Source organism: Brevundimonas sp. (assembly GCF_032055285.1).
Lineage (GTDB): Bacteria > Pseudomonadota > Alphaproteobacteria > Caulobacterales > Caulobacteraceae > Brevundimonas.
In genome coordinates this window covers 221,592-241,014 of sequence record NZ_DAMBRE010000003.1, presented here as the reverse complement: position 1 = coordinate 241,014, position 19,423 = coordinate 221,592, and the positions used below count along the sequence as shown (strand labels likewise).

The following is a 19,423-nucleotide window of genomic DNA, read 5'->3' as shown; positions in this document are numbered from 1 at the left end:
GCGGAGTGTGCAATGCGGCACAACCTCGATCAGAATTTCTCCCCGGAGTGAATATCATGACTGACGTAGTGATCGTTTCCGCCGCCCGGACCCCGGTCGGCTCCTTCCTCGGCGCCCTGTCCAGCCTGCCCGCTTCCAAGCTGGGCGAGGTCGCCATCAAGGCGGCGCTGGAACGCGCGGGCGTGGCCCCCGCCGACGTCGAGGAAGTCATTCTGGGGCAGGTCCTGCAGGCCGGCGCGGGGCAAGGTCCGGCGCGTCAGGCGTCGATCGGCGCGGGCCTGCCCAACGAGACCCCGGCCTGGAGCCTGAACCAGCTGTGCGGCTCGGGCCTGCGCGCTGTGGCTTTGGCCTATCAGCAGATCCGCGAGGGTGATGCGAAGATCGTCGTCGCCGGCGGTCAGGAAAGCATGAGCCAGTCGCCCCACACCGCCCAGCTGCGCAACGGCCAGAAGATGGGCGAGCTGGGCTTCAAGGACAGCATGCTGCAGGACGGCCTGATCGACGCCTTCCACGGCTATCACATGGGCCAGACGGCCGAGAACATCGCCAACAAGTGGTCGATCGACCGCGCCGCCCAGGACGCCTTCGCCGTCGCCTCGCAGAACAAGGCCGAGGCCGCCCAGAAGGCCGGCAAGTTCGTCGACGAAATCGCTCCGGTCACGATCGCCACCCGCAAGGGCGACGTGGTCGTGGATCAGGACGAATACATCCGCCAAGGCGCCACCATCGAGGCGATGGAGAAGCTGAAGCCGGCCTTCGTTAAGGACGGCTCGGTGACCGCCGCCAACGCCTCGGGCATCAACGACGGCGCCGCCGCCCTGGTGTTGATGTCGGCCGATGAAGCCAAGGCGCGGGGCCTGGAGCCCCTGGCCCGCATCGCGTCGTGGGCTACGGCGGGCGTCGATCCGTCGATCATGGGCACCGGCCCGATCCCGGCCTCGAAGAAGGCGCTGGAGAAGGCGGGCTGGACCGTCGCTGACCTGGACCTGATCGAGTCCAACGAAGCCTTCGCCGCCCAGTCGCTGTGCGTGGTCAAGGAACTGGGTCTGGATACGGCCAAGGTGAACGTCAACGGCGGCGCCATCGCCATCGGCCACCCGGTCGGGGCCTCGGGCGCCCGCGTCCTGACCACCCTGCTGCACGAGATGAAGCGCTCGGGCGCGAAGAAGGGTCTGGCGACCCTGTGCATCGGCGGCGGCATGGGCGTGGCCATGTGCGTCGAGCGCTAAGTCTTCAGACGGCAGGCTGATACGAAAAAGGCCGGTGGAGCGATCCACCGGCCTTTTGTCCGTTCGGAGCGGCGCTCCGGATCAGTCGCGCAGCAGTTCATTGACCCCGGTCTTGGCGCGGGTCTGGGCGTCGACGCGCTTGACGATGACGGCGCAATACAGCGACGGGCCGCCGTTCGGGTCGGGCAGGGCGCCCGGCACGACGACCGAATAGGCCGGAACCTCGCCGCGGAAGATCTCGCCGGTGGCGCGGTCGACGATCTTGGTCGAGCCCGACAGATAGACGCCCATGGCCAGGACCGCGCCTTCACGGACGATGACGCCCTCGGCCACCTCGGCGCGGGCGCCGATGAAGCAGCCGTCCTCGATGATGGTCGGATTGGCCTGCAGCGGCTCCAGCACGCCGCCGATGCCGGCGCCGCCCGACAGGTGGACGTTCTTGCCGATCTGAGCGCAGGAGCCGACCGTGGCCCAGGCATCGACCATCGAGCCCTCATCAACGAAGGCGCCGATGTTCACGAAGGACGGCATCAGCACGACGTTCTTGGCGATGTGCGCGCCGCGGCGGACGATGGCGCCCGGCACCGAGCGGAAGCCGGCGGCCTGATAGTCGGCGGCGCTCCAGTCGCCGAACTTGTTGGGCACCTTGTCCCAGAAGGGGCCGACGGCGACGGGGTGGTCGGCCGACAGCGGCAGGGTGGGCGCGTGGCCCGCGCGCATGATGACGTTGTCGTTCAGGCGGAAGGACAGCAGCACGGCCTTCTTCAGCCACTGGTGCGTGGTCCAGACGCCGTCCTCGTCGCGCGTGGCGACGCGGGCCTGACCGGCGTCGAGCAGGGCCAGGGCGGTGTCGACGGCGTCGCGCACCTCGCCGCGCGTGGCGGCCGAGACCTCGGCGCGGGCCTCCCAGGCGGCTTCGATCACGGATTCCAGATGGGTCAGGTCGGTCATTGCGGATCTCCGTCCAGCATGGCGGTGGTCAGGAAGGGGCCGACGCTGACGGCCCGGTGTTGGATGTGCTCACCTTCAGCGATGAAGGCCTTGGGACCGACCAGAACCGTGGTCATGCCGATGGCGTGCGCCGGCTCCAGGTTCTTGGGCGTGTCCTCGAAGAAGCAGGCGGTGGTCGGATCGACGCCGAAGCGGGCGAGCATCTTGTCGAAGGTGCGTGGGTCCGGTTTGGGGATCAGGTCGGCGTCCTCCAGGGCGAAGACCCCGTCGAAGAAGCGCGTCAGCTCCAGCTTTTCCATCACCCGGCGGGCGTGGCCGATCGAGCCGTTGGTGAAGATCAGGCGCGGGCCGCTCAGACGCTCCAGCGCGGCGTGCAGGCCAGGATCCGGCGTCAGCACGTCCAGCGGCACGTCGTGGACCTCGGCCAGGAAGTCGTGCGGGTCGATCTGATAATGCATCATCAACCCGGCCAGCGAGGTGCCGTAGTCGTGCAGATAGCCGCGCTGCACCGCCAGGGCCTCGGCTGATTCAAGACCCGAGGTACGCACGACATAGGCGTTGATGCGCTGCTCGACCTGTTTGAGGAACAGGCTTTCTGGCGGGTAGAGGGTGTTGTCGAGGTCGAACACCCAGGACCGGACGTGGCGCAGGTCGGCGCCGATCTCGGTGCTCGCCGCCAGCGGCGAAATGGTCACTTCGCCTTCACCAGGGTGCCGGCGCCGAACTCGGTGAACAGCTCGACCAGCATGGCGTGGGGGCGACGCCCGTCCAGGATGACCACGGCCTCGACGCCCGCGCGGACGGCGGCCATGGCCGTCTCCAGCTTGGGGATCATGCCGCCGTTGGCGACACCGGTGTCGATCAGGCCCTGGGCCTCTTCCAGGTTCATCTGGCGGATGATCTCGCCGTCCGCGCCTTTCACGCCCGCCACGTCGGTCAGCAGCAGCATCCGCTTGGCGCCCAGCGACCCGGCGACGGCGCCGGCCACCGTGTCGGCGTTGACGTTATAGGTCATGCCGTCCTCGGCGACCCCAATGGGGGCGATGACCGGCACCCAGTCCTCGGTCTCCGAGGCGATCAGGCCCTTGATCAGCTTGGGATCGACCTTGGTCGGTTCGCCGACGAAGCCCAGATCGACCTCGTGCTCGATCATGCTGTCGGGGTCGCGCTTGGTGCGCTTGGTCTTTTCGACCGTCAGCAGGCCGGCGTCCTTGCCCGACAGGCCGACGCCGCGCACGTCGGCTTCCTTGCCGGCGACGGTGATCCAGTGGGCGATCTCCTTATTGACCGCACCCGACAGGACCATCTCGGCCACCTGCATGGTGTCCTTGTCCGTCACGCGCAGGCCGTCGACGAAGGCCGACTTCACGCCCGCCTTGTCCAGCATGGCGCTGATCTGCGGCCCGCCGCCGTGGACCACCACGGGGTTCACGCCCATCAGTTTCAACAGCACCACGTCGGCGGCGAACTGCTTGGCCACGGCGCTCTCGCCCATGGCGTGGCCGCCGTATTTGATGACCACGGTCTCGCGATCATAAACCTGGATATAGGGCAGGGCCTCGGCGAGCGTCTTCGCCGTCTCCCAGCTGCGTTCCTCGGATTGCCGTTCGGTCTCTTGCATGATGGCCGCTCGATAGCGTCGAAGGCCGCGCGAGTCACGATGAAACCGGGGCGGCGACCGGGCGTTCGCCTCTCATGAGCCCGTCCATAGACCCCATGGAGATCGACGACCGCGACATGGGGCCGGGCGATCCCGTCGATCCGGCGTCGCTGCAGCATCCCGACGCGACCCTGTGTCCTGAATGTCAGGGCACAGGCGCGCTGGTTTCAGGCGAGACCTGCCCCGTGTGCGAGGGGACCGGCAAGGCGGTCGGTCGCACGGGCGGCGGCTGAGGCTTGGCGGGCCTCAGCAGGGCGCATCCTGGAAGAGGTCGCAAGCCTGATCAAACGCCTGGCGGATGTCGTCCAGCGCGCGCTGCAGATCGGGGTGGTCGCCGTCGCGGGCGGTCAGCAGCAGAAGCTGGTGCGCGCGTCGGACCTGATCAGGAACCCGTTCATCGGCGTTCTGACGTTTCAGCTCGGCGGACAGGAAGTCATCCACGCGGGCCTCGGCCTGGGGGCTGCGATCAAAGGCGACGCCGAGATCACGGCTCATCCGGTCGACCTGCCGGCGCCAGTCGGCGATGAAGTCGGACCAGGCCAGGACGCGGCGCGGCAGGGTGCGGCTGGCGCGCTCGGCGTCGGAGACGTGGCGCAGCCACAGCCGCAGGGCGTGGCTGCGCGACATGGCGTTGCGGGTCATCAGCGAGGCGGCCACCTCGGCCGGGGGCCTCACTGGACTGACGACGACGACGCGATAGCCGCTGTCCTCCAGTACGCCGCGCCAGAAGCCGAACAGACGGCAGATGCGCGGATCCTTGAGCACGATCAGGTCGGCGTCGCCGAACTCGGCCGCCAGCTTGTCCGCGGCCTCGGCGCGGAAGCCGGCCAGGGCCTCGCCGACGCTCGCCAGGTCGAAGCGCCGCCAGTCGTGCCAGGTCGAACCGCCCGCCGCCAGCAGGCGGTCGTTGAGACCGGCCAGGACCTCGCTCTCCCAAAAGCCCTTGGGGTTGTCCTCGGCGGGTTGCATCAGGGTCTGCGGCGCGGTGGCGCCCAGCAGGGCGAGCGCGCCCGCCACTGACGAGGTGCCGCTGCGATGCATCCCCAGAACCACCAGGGCCGTCTTGCCGCTCATTCGATTGACCCTGTCTGCGCCCCGGCGATGCGGCCGGCCCCGCGCTTGTTAGTCGCTGTCGGCGTCAGGCGGCAAGGAACCAGTCATTGTGCTGACCATGATCGAGCAGTCCCAGGTCCGGGTGCGGGCCGTTGATCGTCAGCGTCAGATCCATCTGTTCGAACAGGGGTTGCGTCAGCGGCTGGAAATCATAGGCCTCATCGGACGCCAGGGCCGGTTGAACCAGCGGCGTTTCCACAAGGGCGGGCAGGACGAAAGCGTCGCGATGGCCCCAGTCGTCGCTCTGAGCGGCGAAATGGTCGTCGGCGAGCGGCAGGGTTTGCGGCGCGCCGGCGTCTGCCGATGCTTCGGCGGCGGGGGTCCTGTAGAGGCCGTTCTCGAGCGTGCGGACCTGATTTTCCCAAGTCGATTGGTAGGACGCGCGGTGTTCCGCGGATTCCGAGAGAATGACCGTCAGTTCGGCGCGCGTCATGCCCCGTTCGAGTGCGGAGACGTAGACGTCGAGGCCCTGCGGATCGGCCTCGCGATCCAGAACGAACCGATACAGTTGCTTGACGAAGTCGCCGTTGGACAGATTGCCGTAGCGTGTCTGGAATTCAACCGACTGGACCATGGAGTCCGCAAGCTGCTGGAGGGTGTACCCACGATCCAGGAGGCCGCGATACGCCTCCAGACCGCCCAGATCAGGCACGCGGTCCAGAATGCTGTCATAGAGCCGAGCAACGGCCAGGGTGCCTTCGTCCTGGATCCATATGCCGCGACTTTCGATCTGATTCTTAATCAGATTCTTATGCTCGTCGGATTCGCTGAAGATGGTCAGAAGTTCAGCGCGAGACATGCCGTTGTTCAGAGCGGCGACGTTGTGAGCCAGCCCGCCGGCATCGGGCTCCCGATCAAGAGAGTACTGATACATTCGCCGGACAAAGGTCTCATTGTCCGTGCCGCCGTATCTGGCCTGGAACTCGGCGGAGGCTGAGAAGGCCTTGAGAATATCCGCGGCGGTGGTGCCGTTCGCCAGCATGTGGACGTAGGCGGCCAGTCCGCCCGGATCGGGCTCGCGATCGAAGGCTGCGTCGTAGAGGCGGTAGGCCGTGGCGAACAGGTCATCGGATACGAATGATCGTACTCCGTCGAGGAACTGGACTCTTTCGACATCGAAGACGTTGTGGCCACCATCACGTCCTCCGCCCGCAGTGCTACGGGTGACATAGGCATAGCCTTGGTACATTCCGCTGAACACAGCGGTGTCGATGCCATCGCCGCCTATGAGGTGATTGTCGCCTGATCCTCCGATGAGGATGTCGTTGCCGGGGCCTCCGTCAAGATAGTCATTGCCTTCCAAGCCAATGAGAAGATCATTGCCGTAGCCTCCCTTCAATATGTCGTCGAATCGGGTCCCGGTCAGGAAGTCGTTGCCGTCGGTGCCGGTGAGGTGGACGCCGCCAGCATCAGCAATGGAGATCGTCTGATCCTTGAAGGCCAGGAATTCGACGTTGTTGAGGAGGACGGAGCCCGTTGCGCCATCGACCCTGAGGCCATAGGGCGTCGCCGAGATCGTGAAGTCCCCTCTGTTGCCATTGAAGACAGCCGTGTCGATACCGTCGCCTCCGTCGATCTGATCGCTGCCGCCGCCGCCATCCAGGCGGTTGTTGGCGGCGTTGCCGATGATGACGTCGGCCCCGCTGCCGCCGATCGCATTTTCGATCACGGCGCCCATGGCGATGGAGACATTGCCGACCATGCCGCCGACGTTCGAGAAATGCCCCTGACGCAGATCGATGACTTGGACCTGGCTGTACTGTGAGAAGTCCAGGGTATCGACGCCGCCGGCGTCCCAGACGCTGAAGATGACGCCGATGCTGGAATTGTTGGCCGTGAACCAGGGCTGGCCGGTGTTGGAGTTGAACCCATAGACGGTGTCGCCGGTCCGCGTGGTCATATTGGCGCCGTACAGGCGCTGGATCGCGGCGATGTCGTCAAGCAGCGGAGCCGAGGAATAGGCGCGGTAGAAGGAGGCGCCGGTATTGCTCTCGCTGAAGTAGCTCATCACCGTGTATTGGCGAGAATCTTCATAATAGGTGGCGTGCTGGTTATAGGTGATGGACTCGTCCTTGGTCGCGTTATAGGCGGCCGGGTGGCTGAGGCCGAGGGCGTGCCCTATCTCGTGGACCAGGGTGTGAGCGCCATATCCCAGCTGGATCGGCGAAGCGTTATAGCTGAGGCTGTTGTTGATCCAGACATCGCCGGAGACCGATCCCACCGCGCTGGAGCCGGGCATGTAGGCGAAGGCGGCCGCGCCGTTTTCGCCGCTGGAATAGTTGCTGAACAGCAGGGTGGCGTTGTCCGAATAGCCGTTTCCGTCATCGACGCGGACGAAGCGAATATTGGCCGCATCGGACCAAGACTGCAGCGCCAGAAGCGTGGCGGCGATCTGAACGGCGGAAAATTGGCTGAAGCCCGCAGTATCGCCGGGCATGGCGGCGGGTGCATTGCTGCGGAAGGCGAAGCTGACCGTGACGCCGGACCCCAGCGGCTGGCCTCCTAGCCAGGTGGCGCCCGTCCGCGTCAGTTGAATGGCGGCGTCGTTGGTCGACAGCGACGGCTTTCCGCCAGGGCCTGCGCCCTGACCGCGTTGGTCTGCGTTCAGGAAGTAGAGCCGATCGGCCGGATCGTCGGAGAGATTGGCCGAGCCAGCTTGATCAGTCTGAAACGGGGACATACGCACCTGCCGAAAATGAACGTTCAGCATCGTAAAGGTTGGCTCGTGCCTGGCAAGCGGCGCTTTAATTTACAGCGGCGAGCGTCGATCGTGACCTTATAGTATCAACAATATATGCGCCCGGCTGCGTCTCTAGGATCAAACTTGAGAGATGAGCGCGTGCTTTGTTGAGCGATTGTGGAATTGAGACATGTCCTCAGTTGTCGGCATGCTTTTGGTGTCCTTGTCGTCTTTGATGCTCGATTGAGGCGCGTGAGTGACTCCCACGAAGTTCGGGCCCGCCCTTTGCAACAGTCGCGGCACGGTCTAGCAGGGGGTATGGCTCTCTACCCTGTAATCATGTGTGGCGGTTCCGGCACGCGGCTGTGGCCCACGTCTCGACCCTCGCGGCCCAAACAGTTCATACCGCTCGCAGGCAATCGTTCTCTGTTTCAGGAAACAGCGATGCGGATCGCGCCTCTTCTTGGGGACGGGGTCTTGGTCGTCGTCGCAGGACTCCGCCACCGCGAACTGGTGCTCGAGCAGATCGAGCAACTGAACCTGCTGGATCGTTGCCAAATCCTGCTGGAGCCGGAAGCGCGCGATTCGGCGGCCGCCATGGCCGCCGCGGCGTGCTGGACCATGAACCGGGATCCCGAGGCCGTGAACATCTTCGTCGCCTCGGATCACCACATCCCTGATCGGGGGGCGTTTCAACGCGCGGTCGTCCAGGCGGCGGAAGCTGCACGTCTGGGACGCATTGTCACCTTGGGCGTCAAACCGACGTCTCCGTCGACCGCATACGGCTATATCTGCCCTGAGGGTGAAGGGTTGTCGGAAGTCCGGACCTTCCGGGAGAAGCCTGATCGCGAAAGCGCGCAGGAGTACATTCGCGACGGCTATCTGTGGAACAGCGGCAACTTCATCGTATCAGCAGCCACGCTTGTAGCGGAGTTGCAGGAAAGGGCGCCGGCCGTTGCGGACGCCGCCAGCCGAGCCTTGAGCGACATGCCGCAAGGGCATGTAGAAGTGCTGGGCGACGCCTTCCGCGATGCGCCCAAGATCTCGATCGACTACGCGGTCATGGAGAAGACGCAGCGCGCATCGGTGCTGGCGGTCGATTTCGCCTGGTCGGACCTGGGCGCCTGGGACGCGATCGCTGAGACCGGAGAAGGAGAGTTCGGCGCCCATATCTTCGAGGACTCCGAACGGTGCCTGGTCCGGGCGCCGGAGGGCGTGCTGGTGGGCGTGCTTGGCGTCAGTGATCTCGCCATCATCGCCGAAGACGACGCCATCTTGGTTTGCGATCTCAAGCGAGCGCAGGATGTCAAAGGGGTGGTCGAGCGGGTGCGCGTCGGCTTCCCTCAGTATCTCGATTTCAGCAAGCCGAAGCCGGAGACTCTGGAGGCGGGTGCTCGTCGGTTGGCGGATTGGTTGCGGCAGTCGGCTTTGCCGCTCTGGGCGACTATCGGACAGGATGAGGCCGGACGGTTTGCTGAATCCCTAAGCCTCGACGGGCGGGCCATGAAGGTCGCCAGGCGCGCGCGCGTCCAGGGCCGCCAGATCTGGACCTATGCCGAAGCGGGTCGCCTGGGGTGGGGGGGGCCATGGCGCCGGGCGACGGCCTTGGGCGTCCAGTGCCTGGAAGCTGAATATTTGCGACCAGACGGTCTGTGTCGAACTCTGCTCACGCCGACCGGCGCGCCTCTGGATGAAACCTTCATGGTTTACGATCAGGCGTTTGTCATGCTGGCCTTGCAGTCGGCTCGCCATGTGGTCGAGGATGGAAGCGGCCTGGAGCGGCAGGCCTTGCGCATTCGCGACACCCTTCTGTCGCAACGGCGGAGCCAGGGCGGCTGGAAGGAGAATGGGGAGCATCCCTTCCAGGCCAACGCCCATATGCATCTTCTCGAGGCCTGCCTGGCCTGGGAGGAAGGGGGAGGGGATGCGGTTTGGCGCGAGATGGCGGATCACATCGTCGAACTGGCTCATTCGCGTTTCATCAACGCCCAATCCGGCTGCCTTCTTGAGTTTTTCGACGAGCATTGGAACCCGGCGTCGGGTGACGACGGGCGGCTCGTCGAGCCAGGACATCAGTTTGAGTGGGCCTGGCTCCTGGCGCGTCATGCCCGGATGCGCGGTGACAATCGCTTGCTGGCTCCCGCGCGCCGACTGTACGAGTTCGGCGCCCGCGGCGTAAGCGACGCTCGGGTCGCGCTTGACGTCTTGAATGTCGAAGGTCGCCCGCGCGGCGACCGCGCACGGCTGTGGCCCCAAACGGAATGGCTGAAGGCTGCGCTGCTTCTTGCTGAAGTGTCCGATGACGGGGAGCGCCGACGCTACCTGAATGACGCCGCCGACGCCCTTCGCGCCCTGTGGCTTTACCTGACGCCGACTGGCGCGTGGCGAGACAAGCAACTGGGGCGCAAGGGATTCATCAACGAAGCCGCACCCGCCAGTTCCTTCTATCACATCATGGGGGCGTTCGGGCAGATCAGCGCCAGCGCGCGTCGGCTGGACTTCTCGCTAAGCGATGCGAGCATGCCTCTGGGGTAGGGGCAGGGCTGATACGGCCTGTCGCCATGTCAGCCCGCCGCAAGGCTAGAGCAGTCCGGTGGTGTCGAAGCGGAAGTCCGGATGGAAGGGGCCGATGAGGGTTCCTTCTGTCCATTTTTCGGTAAGCTCCGCGCTTTCCGCCAGATCCTCGATATAGGTGGCGATCCGCAGTTCCTCTTCCGCGATGCTGTCGTCCGGATAGGGCGCCAAGGCGTCCGGCCAGCGGCCGAGAATCGTGAGGTAGGCCCGGTCCCGGAACGATTGCGCGCCGTGGCGACGGTAGTGGTTCAACGCAAACGGCAACAACTGGGCGGTGCTGGCGCAGGAGCGGGGCTCCCGCACCAGACGGAGCAGCCCCTCAACCGTCAAGGTGCGGCTCGCCGCCGGCGCCGTCGGCATGTCTGCGAGGGTCGCGGGCACGGACTTCAAGATACGGCCGGATACTGCGCAACTGATCTCCACGCGCTCTCCCAGCCCCATGGCGAGCCTGAGGCCATGCAGCTCAAACCCGCACCAACCGCCGCGAAGCCCCTGCTCGGCGGCGGCTTCGGAATAGGCTGTCGCTGTGGCGTAGCTTATGGGCGTGTCGTCGCTCGATAGTCGCAGAAGGCACGGACCGACGGCTTGCGGCATGGCGTAGCCGACGATCCGATCGCCCTTGATATCACAATCGAATACTGAAACCGGCGTATAGGAGGAGTAGGAATTGGTCATCACTGATCCTTCACCCAGCGCGCGATCTCGCCATAGCAGCGTTCCCAGCCGTGCGATGCGGTTCTGTTCATAAGATCCGAAACGGACTGATGCGAAGCGCGCGTCTGAGCGGCGCGAAGCTCTGCTGTGCGTAGGGCCTGGGCGAATTCGAACGGTTCGGTCGGATCGAAGAAGACGCATTGCTCGGGCATGACTTCGGGCATGCTGGAGCTATTGGAGCATACCGTGGTCTTCCCGAGGGCGCCGGCTTCCAGAATGGGCAGGCCGAATCCCTCGAAGAAGGAGGGGTAGATGCAGAAGGCGCTGTTCAGCATGAGCGCGGTGCGCTCTTCGTTGGAGATGAAGCCGGTGAAGAGGATGCGGTCGGCGGACACGCCCGCGCCATCCAGGCGTTTGATCAGCCGCGTCTTTTCATCAAGCCAGCCGTCACGTCCGACAAAGACGATCCGGAACTGCGAAGCGAAGCCCGGATTGGTCATCAGGTAGTCGAAGATGAGGCTGCCGTTCTTGCGGGGTTCGAGCGTGCCGATGACGACGACGTAGGGCTCGACGAGGACATCGGGCCGGACCTGCAACGCGCCGGCGCTCAGTTCATTGGGCTCGAATTCACAGCCCAGACGAATGACGGACATCTGGGAGCGCGGCTTGCGGAAGTAGGCCTCCACGTCCGTCAAGGTCGCTTCGGACACGCAGAACAGATGATCGGAAAACTCCACATCGGACCGGATGCGGTTGGCGAAGTGGTTGATGTTGTCCGCATTGTGGAACTGCGGCGTCACCAGCGGGCTCAGGTCGTGGATGATGGCGGCTTCCTTGCGGAAGTAGCGCTGGACCGGCTTGATGCTGGGGAAGATGGCGACCGTTTCCGCCGCGACCTCTTGGGAAATGGCGGGAGCATCCCAAACCAGCCGAGAGAGGAGATCCAGTCCGCCGGCGCCGGATTTTTGGCGCAGGAAGTTGATCACCACGTCGCGGGGGACGGGCACGGTTTCATAGGTGAAGGTCCAATCGATGGCCCCGTCATCCAGGGCGTGACGGACGATGGCCGCGACGACGTTTGGGATGCCGGTCCAGTGCTCTTCAAAAAGAGCGCTCACATCCAGAACGGCCTTATGCGTCATGCTTGATTTCCTGGGCCTTGAGCGCGTCGACGATGCTCCAGAAGCGCTCGGCGAAGGGGGCGAGGCCGAACTGGGTTCGCACTTCTTCAAAGGCGGCGGCCGAGCGATGGGCGTAGTCGCCCTCTTCAATCGACATCGCTTTTTCGAGCGCTGTAGTGACGTCCGCCGGGGTGACGTAGTGTGTGTGAGTTCCAAACATCTGATAGCGTTTGGACAGTCTGATATCCAATGGTCGCACTTCTGACGGAATGACGATGGCGTCGTTGTCCGAGATGTAGTCGCTCATGGCGGTGTGATCCACCGTCACGGGCACGACGCCGCGGCCCATGGCTTCGATCAAAGGCAGGTTCTGACCCTCGGCGTGCGAGGTGCAGACGTAATAGGTGGCTGCGTCATAGAGGCGGTTCAATTCCGCCCGTGTCAGGACGGCTTCGGTCATCCAGATTCGATCGCTGACCATGGGCGGGATCAGCCGTCCGACGTCGAACACCTGCTCCTCCATCAGATTGCGATTGGCGACCCGCGCCGCCCGGTGCGGTGTCGTCATCTTGAGCAACAGCAGGGCGTTCGGGTGTTTTTCCAGCAGGCGCATGAACCCCGTCAGCAGGGGTTCGATCTGTTTGCGATAGTCGTGGACGTTGAAGACGGTCAGGAAGATCTCAGGCCGTTCATCACCGGCGAGGGTCGATAGAATGGCGGGCAGGGAAGCGGCCTTGGCCCGCGCCGTGGTGTCGAATGCCGGCTGCATGCGCGGCAAGATGCTCAGGGGCTCCCAACTGATGCTCGCCAGGTCTCGACCGATGCGTTCCAACTCGCGCAGATCCGGGCGGCGCGTGCGCGGACGCCGAGCGAGATTGGACAGGACCGGAGCAGCGACACGTTCCACCGGCTTGGACACGCTGGCGCGAACCGTGTCCGCGCCATGCTGGGAAGGAATCCACAAAGCGTCCGCCACATCGAGCATTTGCGCCTGATCGGCGAAGGCGTGGTGGCTGAGACCTTCGGTGGGCGCCCGGAGACGGTCGAACTCCCAGGCGAAGCAGTTGATGTTGTAGGCTCCCTTCAGGACGCGCATCCGCTCGGGCGGATAGAAGCCGAGGTGAATGTTGATGCTCGCCCCTGAACGATCCCGGATATCCGCGATGTACTCGGGCTTGTCGATGACGGTGTAATCGACTTCCAGTTCTTCAAAGGCCTGAATGAACCCGCGCATGGCGAACGAGTAGGAATAGTCGGCGACCCCGAGGCCTGCGCCCGCGGTTTCCTTGCTGTCCTCGTGCACCACGCCGCCGGGAACCGACAGAAAGACGCGTAGCGCCGACTTCGGCGCGCTGGGATTGACGCCGCGGAAGACGATGCTGTTGTCGATCTTGCGCAGGAGTTTCTGCTCGAAGGCGAGCCGTTCGACATCGACATGACCGAGGTCCGAAGCCGTCGCGAACTCGCGCGCGGCCGTTTGGAAATCGCCCTGGATCTTCGCGAGGTGCGCCAGTTGAAGCGCGGCTTCGGGATTTTGTCCTTCCAATTCACGCGCCTTTTCATAGGCTTCTCGTGCGCGCTCGTGGAAACCGGCTTCTTTCAGGGCGTGGCCGAACTGTATCCAGTTCGCCGGCTTGGCTGGGTCCAGGCCGCAAATCTTGCGGCGGTAAAAGGTGTCGAGGGCCCAGTCGCGTTGCGCGCGAGCCGCCGCCGCCTTGCGCTTTAGCTCTTGAACGGAGCTGCGGCCCATGAGTGGTGCGCTGGCTGCGGTCAGATTTCTGATGATGCTGTGAGGCATCGGCGTCTTGTCGCTCATTTAAGCTCCGAGGCGTTGCAACCAGTGTACTCGGCGCAAGAGCAGTTCCTGCTGAAACGGTCAAGCCGAGCCGCCGATTTATCGATGAAATGGGGCGTGTCCGTGTGGCGGAGGCGGGGAGGAGAGGAGAGGATGCTGGGGCGGGACGGCGATTCTATTGCGCCGCTGCGGGCAGCATGCTTCATGATATTCGTTCATCGGGAATGGAGGGGGTCTTGGTTACGCGTGAAGATGTTCTGAATGCCTATCGCTTCGTTCTTGGGAGAGAACCTGAAAATTCTGAAGTTATAACGATCCATCTCAATTTCCCGACAGTCAAAGCTCTGCGTGAACACTTCATGGCGTCGGAAGAGTTCGTGAGCAGCACCTATGGCCTTCTAACTGTCGGTCGCTACGCTGAGCGAACGCGGCAGGAAATCCAGATCGACTGCGCTGACGAAGAACTCGACGCAATGCTGCGGGAAACCAGCCGGACGTGGAGCCAGTTCGGCGAGGAGGCGCCCCATTGGTCTGTATTGACGAGCGAGCGATACTCGCCCGACAACATCGATGAGAACATCGCTCAGTTCTATCTGAGCGGGGTGCATGACCTTCAGGTCGCTCTGAACGCCCTGCGGCGTGCGGGGCTCAAGGCTGAAGGGTTCGAGCGCGCGCTGGACTTCGGATGCGGCGTCGGGCGGTTGTCCATGCCGTTGTCGTCCATTGCAACTCAGGTGACCTCCGTGGACGTTTCGCCAGGGCATCTGAAGCTGGCGCGGGCGCGTGCGGCGGAAACAGGAGTGTCCAATGTGGACTTCGTCCAGCTGCGCGATCTCCGCGCGCTCGACGATTTTTCGGGCTATGATTTCATCCTGTCGCTTATTGTGCTGCAGCATAACCCGCCGCCCGTCATGGCCTACGCCTTCCGGCGCCTGCTTCGGGCCTTGCGGTCGGGCGGCGTCGCGGTGATCCAGATGCCGACCTTCATTTCCGAATACTTCTCGGTCGAACATTATCTGGCGAACCCGACAGGAGACATGGAGATGCACGCCCTGCCGCAAAGCGCCATTTTCGAAATTATCTCACAGGAAGGCTGCCGCGTCGTGGAGGTGACGGAAGACGCCTCGATCGGCGCCATGGGTCTGTCCCACCGTTTCACCATCGAGAAGCTCTAGGCGGGGCTCCTCGGCTCCTGCGCGCGCCAGCCTGTAGGGTCCTATCGGCTGACGGCGAACGAGACGAGCCTGTGAGCCAGGGTCTCCAGTCTGATATCGACGGGTCGACGTGCGGGGGCTAAAGAGCGGTCTGCGCATCGAAGGTTGGTTGATTTGGCAAAAGAAAAAAAAGCGCGTCCCGTGGGGCCGATCAACTGGTCCGATGAAGATGTGCGGAACCTGTATCGCTTTGTTCTGCGCCGAGAACCAGAATCCGAGGCGATCGTCAGCAGTATGCCGGCGCATGAGCCTGACCATCTTCTGCGTATGTTTTTTTCGTCCGAGGAATTTATTGAATTTCTCGATGGCGTGGCGGCCCGTGGCCTGCAGTCGGGGCTTGATTCCAGAGGAGTTCCCGCAGAGGAACTGGTCGCCTGGGCGGCGCGACGCGTTGCACGGAATGAGACGGCGAGGCGGGCGTTGCTTTCAACCGCCCCGTCCTGGTTGCGCCTTTACCGGACGCTTCTGAGCGATGAACAATTCAAGGCCCTGGTCGGGGCTGACTCCCCTCAATGGGAGGAACGTCTCAAGGCGCTGGAAGCCCAGGCGGGGATCATAGGCGGCATTGAAGCCGTGGATGGTCACGTGATCCGCGGCTGGGTGCATGGTTTCGATCGACGCGACGCGCCCCTGATCGTCGAGGTTTGGGCTGGCGAAGCCTTTGTTTCGGCGGTCGTGGCTGATCGTTTTCGGCGCGACGTTCAAGACCGCTTTGGCGGCGATGGTCGTGCTGGTTTCGAGGCGCCCCTGCCAGAGGAGGTCTGCCTTTCGGACCGGGATCAGCAGGTCGAACTGAGAGCCGGTGGCGGCTTGATCGGTCGGGCGGTCGTGCATCGGCGGGAGCCCACTCTCGACGGCATGGCCGCCGCCGCGCGGGAACTGGCGGAGGTGCGCCAATTGTTGGAGCGGCTGGAGGCGCGAATTCCCTGGGTGGAGGCGGCGGCCGCTCAGCCGCTGTCCAACTACGCGGCCTATGCCGCGGCTTGGAGGGACTACGGCGCCGACATTCCCGTGACGTCGTGTAGCAATCTGGTGATCGTCGATGCGGTCGGGCGCTCCGCGAGCGCTCTTGCCGACACCGTTCTCAGCCTGACCGCTCAGACCATTCCGCCGGAAGCTCTGTCCATTGCCTTGGTGGTCGAGGAGGGCCAGCGTCTTCTCGCCGAAGATCTCCGCAACCGCTGCGCTTGGCAGGGGTGGCTCAGAGTTTCGGTCCACGTGACGGAAGCGCCGTCGCCCGCAGATCGGATTATGGGGGCGTTCGACGCCGTCGGCGCTCGTGGGGATGTCTGCCTGTTTCTGGTCGCCGGCGACGATCTCGCGCCAGGGGCGCTTCGCCGTATCGACGGACGGTTTGATGGCCGGTCTGAGGTCCACGCCGTCTACTTCGATGAAGACTGCTATGAGGGCGAAGATCGCGAAGCGGACTCGGTGCTGCGGCGCCGTGGACGCCCTTTGTTGAAACCGGGTTTCGATCGAGACCTGCTGCTCCAGCACCCCTATGTCGGACGCCGCATCGCCGTGCGCTCGGATCTCGTACGGACATTCGGTCTGAACGACGCCGCCGGAGACGATTTCGGCGCGGAGCTTGTTTTGCGCCTTTCGGACCAGGGCGGGCTGATCGACCATATTGGTCGGGTTTTGCTGGGCCGCTGGTCCACGGAGGAGGCATCGGACTGGAGGGCGGTGGTGGAGGCCTATCTGCCGCGCGAAGGTGTGGCGGTCCTCGACCATGAAGACCAGTTGGGCGCGCACGTCGAAGGCGCGGTGCGGGTGCGTCGTGCGCCGGCGGCGGCCAAGGCGTGCGTCATCATCGCGACGAAGGATGGTCTGGACCTTCTGCGTCCCTGCGTGGACAGCATCCTTGATCGGCGTGGGAGCAACGCCACGCCCTTTGATCTCATCATCATCGACCATGAGAGCCAGAGCCCGGAGACCCAGGCCTATCTTGCGGACCTGGCCGACAAGGCCTTGGCGCGCATCCTGCCGTACAAGGGCGAGTTCAACTGGGCGCTGATGAACAATCTGGCGGCGGCGGAAACGGATGCGGAGGTTCTGATCTTCCTGAACAACGATACCGTGGTTCTGACGCGCGATTGGCTGGATGAGCTCGTCAGTCAGGCTCAGCGTCCCGAAGTCGGCCTTGTGGGATGTCGTCTGCTCTATGGGGACGGCACGATTCAGCATGCCGGATTTGTGGCGCGTGAAGAGATCTATTCCTTCTTGGTCCACGAAGGGGTCGGGCAGCCTGGGTCAAGCCCTGGCTATATGGGCCGGCACGCCTTGCTGCGTTCCTGTGTGGCGGTGACCGGGGCCTGCGTCGCGATACGCGCTGAAGCCTTCCGGGCTCTGGGAGGGTTCGATGCGGCGAGCTTGCCGGTCGAAGGCAATGATGTTGACCTTTGCATGCGCGCTCAGGCGGAGGGCTTGAAGGTCCTGTATGATCCCTTCGCCACCCTCTACCATCTGGAGTCCAAGTCGCGCGGTTTCAATTTCGCCCCGGTTCGACAGGCTCGGGCAGAGGCTGCGTCGCGCCTGCTCTGGAAGCGTTGGGGGGAGCGTTTCAGCCGTGATCCAGGGTTCAACCCTCATTTCGACAGGCTGTCGGCGCCATTCGCCCGGCTCCGACCGCCGCCGCCCTATTCCGGCTGATGACGCCGAGCGAAACACGGCCGGTTCTGGTGCTGGGGGCTGGAGGCCAGGTCGGGGAGGCTACGCTCGCCGTCCTTGAGCATTCCGGCTGTCCGGTTGTCGGTCTGTCTCATGGGCAGGTCGACATTGTCGATCCGGTGCAGGTCGATAGCGCCGTTGCTCGCATCCGGCCCTCGGTGGTGATCAATGCCGCCGCCTTTACTGCGGTGGATGCTGCAGAAACGGACGAGGCGGCGGCGTTCGCCGTCAACGGCGCGGCGGCGGGCGTGGTCGCCCGTGCTGCGCGGCTTCATGACGCCGCCCTGATCCATCTGTCGACGGACTATGTTTTTGACGGCGAGAAGGGGCAGCCCTATGTCGAAGGCGACGTGGTCAATCCCCTGTCCATATACGGTTCGAGCAAGCTTGCCGGAGAACGGGCGGTGCTTGAGGCGGGCGGCAAGGGAATCCTGCTTCGCACCTCGTGGCTGCTGGGGCTGAGGAGCGGCTTTGTTCGCGCCATCCTGAACCGCGCCGAGCGCGGCGAGCCCTTGCAGGTGGTCGGGGATCAGTGGGGGCGGCCGACCTTGGTGGCGGACCTTGCCCAAGCCCTGGCGGTTCTGGCGCGATCGCATCCCTTCGTGCAGGGGATCGGAACCTATCACTATGCTGGGAGCGCGGATGCGAACTGGTTTGAGATCGCGCAGGCGCTGACGGCCTTGTGGAGTGAGCGAACGGGGCGCTCGCCGCCGTCGGTCAGGCCTGTCAAATCCGCAGACTGGAAGGCGCCGGCGCGACGACCGCCGGATTCCAGGCTCGACAGCACAAGCATGGCTCGCGACTTTGGTCTTTCGGGCCGCGACTGGCGGGAGGGTATGCCCAGCCTAGTCGATGCGTGGTTGAAAAGGGAGAGCCGATGAAGGGCGTCATTCTGGCCGGCGGCACAGGCTCGCGGCTGCATCCCATGACCATCGCGGTCTCCAAGCAGCTGATGCCGGTCTATGATAAGCCGCTGATCTATTATCCGCTGACGACCCTGATGCTGGCGGGGGTGCGCGACGTCCTGCTGATCACCACGCCGCACGACCGGCCCGCCTTCGAGACCCTGCTGGGCGACGGCGGCCAGTGGGGCGTCTCGATCACCTATGCCGAGCAACCCCGCCCCGAGGGTCTGGCCCAGGCCTATGTCATCGGGGCGGATTTCGTCGCGGGCGGGCCGTCGGCCCTGATCCTGGGCGACAACATCTTCTACGGCCATGGCGCGACCGACCTGTTCGGCGCGGCCTTCGCCCGGCGGTCCGGCGCCACCGTCTTCGCCTATCACGTCAATGATCCGGGCCGTTACGGCGTGGTCGAGTTCGACGCCGAGGGCCGCGCGCGCTCGCTGGAGGAGAAGCCGAAACAGCCTCGTTCCAACTGGGCCGTCACCGGTCTCTATGTCTATGACGAACAGGTGGTGGACATCGCGGCGAACCTGAAGCCTTCGGCGCGTGGCGAGCTGGAGATCACCGACGTCAACCGCGCCTATCTGGAGCGCGGCCAGCTGTCGGTCGAGCGCCTGGGCCGGGGCTACGCCTGGCTGGACACCGGCACGCCCGACAGCCTGATCGACGCGGCCCAGTTCGTCCGCACCCTGGAGCAGCGCCAGGGCGTCAAGATCGCCTGCCCCGAAGAGATCGCCTGGCGTCAGGGCTTCATCGACGCGGGTCAGCTGGAGCGGCTGGCGGCGGCCATGGGCGACAACGCCTACGGCCGCTATCTCAGGGGGCTGGTCGAAGGCGGGCGCTAGCCCGCCTCTCAG

The 19,423-nt window shown here is 64.5% G+C and carries 15 protein-coding genes; 7 read left to right on the top strand and 8 right to left on the bottom strand.

Annotated elements, in window-relative coordinates; translation table 11 throughout:
* The first annotated feature begins 56 nt into the window (after positions 1-56).
* A complete protein-coding gene (locus RTY13_RS09335; RefSeq protein WP_312782902.1) occupies positions 57-1,229 on the top strand; it encodes an acetyl-CoA C-acetyltransferase in 1,173 nt (390 codons plus the stop codon).
* Between the two features lie 81 nt (positions 1,230-1,310).
* Here the strand turns inward: RTY13_RS09335 and dapD are convergent, their stop codons facing one another.
* From dapD to argB, 3 genes are read right to left on the bottom strand one after another with little or no spacing between them, the layout of a single operon-like run.
* Positions 1,311-2,180, bottom strand: coding sequence for a 2,3,4,5-tetrahydropyridine-2,6-dicarboxylate N-succinyltransferase (gene dapD / locus RTY13_RS09330; protein WP_312782900.1), 870 nt, complete (start codon positions 2,178-2,180; stop codon positions 1,311-1,313).
* Entirely contained in the window at positions 2,177-2,875 is a 699-nt protein-coding gene (locus RTY13_RS09325; RefSeq protein ID WP_312782897.1) for a pyrimidine 5'-nucleotidase, read from the bottom strand. The genes dapD and RTY13_RS09325 overlap by 4 nt, the downstream gene beginning before the upstream one ends.
* Positions 2,872-3,801: an acetylglutamate kinase gene (gene argB / locus RTY13_RS09320; protein ID WP_312782895.1), complete on the bottom strand. Its 930-nt coding sequence runs from the start codon at positions 3,799-3,801 to the stop codon at positions 2,872-2,874. The genes RTY13_RS09325 and argB overlap by 4 nt, the downstream gene beginning before the upstream one ends.
* A gap of 74 nt (positions 3,802-3,875) precedes the next feature.
* Here argB and RTY13_RS09315 point away from each other — a divergent pair, with 74 nt between their 5' ends.
* Positions 3,876-4,073, top strand: a complete 198-nt coding sequence (locus RTY13_RS09315) for a hypothetical protein (protein ID WP_312782893.1) — start codon at positions 3,876-3,878, stop codon at positions 4,071-4,073.
* 13 nt (positions 4,074-4,086) lie between these two features.
* Here RTY13_RS09315 and RTY13_RS09310 read toward each other — a convergent pair whose 3' ends face one another.
* Together RTY13_RS09310 and RTY13_RS09305 are read right to left on the bottom strand one after the other, a co-directional pair.
* The gene (locus tag RTY13_RS09310) at positions 4,087-4,914 is read right to left on the bottom strand and encodes a hypothetical protein (protein WP_312782891.1); all 828 of its coding nucleotides are present in this window, start codon (positions 4,912-4,914) and stop codon (positions 4,087-4,089) included.
* A 64-nt stretch (positions 4,915-4,978) separates the two neighbouring features.
* The gene (locus RTY13_RS09305; RefSeq protein ID WP_312782889.1) at positions 4,979-7,633 is read right to left on the bottom strand and encodes a DUF4214 domain-containing protein; all 2,655 of its coding nucleotides are present in this window, start codon (positions 7,631-7,633) and stop codon (positions 4,979-4,981) included.
* A 318-nt stretch (positions 7,634-7,951) separates the two neighbouring features.
* Here RTY13_RS09305 and RTY13_RS09300 point away from each other — a divergent pair, with 318 nt between their 5' ends.
* Positions 7,952-10,168, top strand: coding sequence for an AGE family epimerase/isomerase (locus RTY13_RS09300; RefSeq protein WP_312782887.1), 2,217 nt, complete (start codon positions 7,952-7,954; stop codon positions 10,166-10,168).
* Between the two features lie 45 nt (positions 10,169-10,213).
* Here RTY13_RS09300 and RTY13_RS09295 read toward each other — a convergent pair whose 3' ends face one another.
* From RTY13_RS09295 to RTY13_RS09285, 3 genes are all read right to left on the bottom strand, one after another.
* Positions 10,214-10,882 carry a hypothetical protein gene (locus RTY13_RS09295; RefSeq protein ID WP_312782886.1) on the bottom strand — a complete coding sequence of 223 codons (669 nt, stop codon included), beginning with the start codon at positions 10,880-10,882 and terminating at the stop codon, positions 10,214-10,216.
* Positions 10,882-11,847, bottom strand: a complete 966-nt coding sequence (locus tag RTY13_RS09290; protein ID WP_312782885.1) for a glycosyltransferase family 1 protein — start codon at positions 11,845-11,847, stop codon at positions 10,882-10,884. Before RTY13_RS09290 ends, RTY13_RS09295 begins: the two co-directional genes overlap by 1 nt.
* 145 nt (positions 11,848-11,992) lie before the next feature.
* A complete protein-coding gene (locus RTY13_RS09285) occupies positions 11,993-13,798 on the bottom strand; it encodes a glycosyltransferase (protein ID WP_312782884.1) in 1,806 nt (601 codons plus the stop codon).
* A 215-nt stretch (positions 13,799-14,013) separates the two neighbouring features.
* Between RTY13_RS09285 and RTY13_RS09280 the strand changes: the two genes are divergently transcribed.
* From RTY13_RS09280 to rfbA, 4 genes are all read left to right on the top strand, one after another.
* Positions 14,014-14,952, top strand: a complete 939-nt coding sequence (locus RTY13_RS09280; RefSeq protein WP_312782883.1) for a methyltransferase domain-containing protein — start codon at positions 14,014-14,016, stop codon at positions 14,950-14,952.
* A gap of 180 nt (positions 14,953-15,132) precedes the next feature.
* Positions 15,133-17,643: a glycosyltransferase gene (locus RTY13_RS09275; RefSeq protein ID WP_312782881.1), complete on the top strand. Its 2,511-nt coding sequence runs from the start codon at positions 15,133-15,135 to the stop codon at positions 17,641-17,643.
* On the top strand, positions 17,643-18,542 hold the full coding sequence (gene rfbD / locus RTY13_RS09270) for a dTDP-4-dehydrorhamnose reductase (protein ID WP_312782879.1): 900 nt from the start codon (positions 17,643-17,645) through the stop codon (positions 18,540-18,542). The genes RTY13_RS09275 and rfbD overlap by 1 nt, the downstream gene beginning before the upstream one ends.
* Positions 18,539-19,411, top strand: coding sequence for a glucose-1-phosphate thymidylyltransferase RfbA (gene rfbA / locus RTY13_RS09265; RefSeq protein WP_312782877.1), 873 nt, complete (start codon positions 18,539-18,541; stop codon positions 19,409-19,411). Before rfbD ends, rfbA begins: the two co-directional genes overlap by 4 nt.
* The last annotated feature ends 12 nt before the right edge of the window (positions 19,412-19,423 follow it).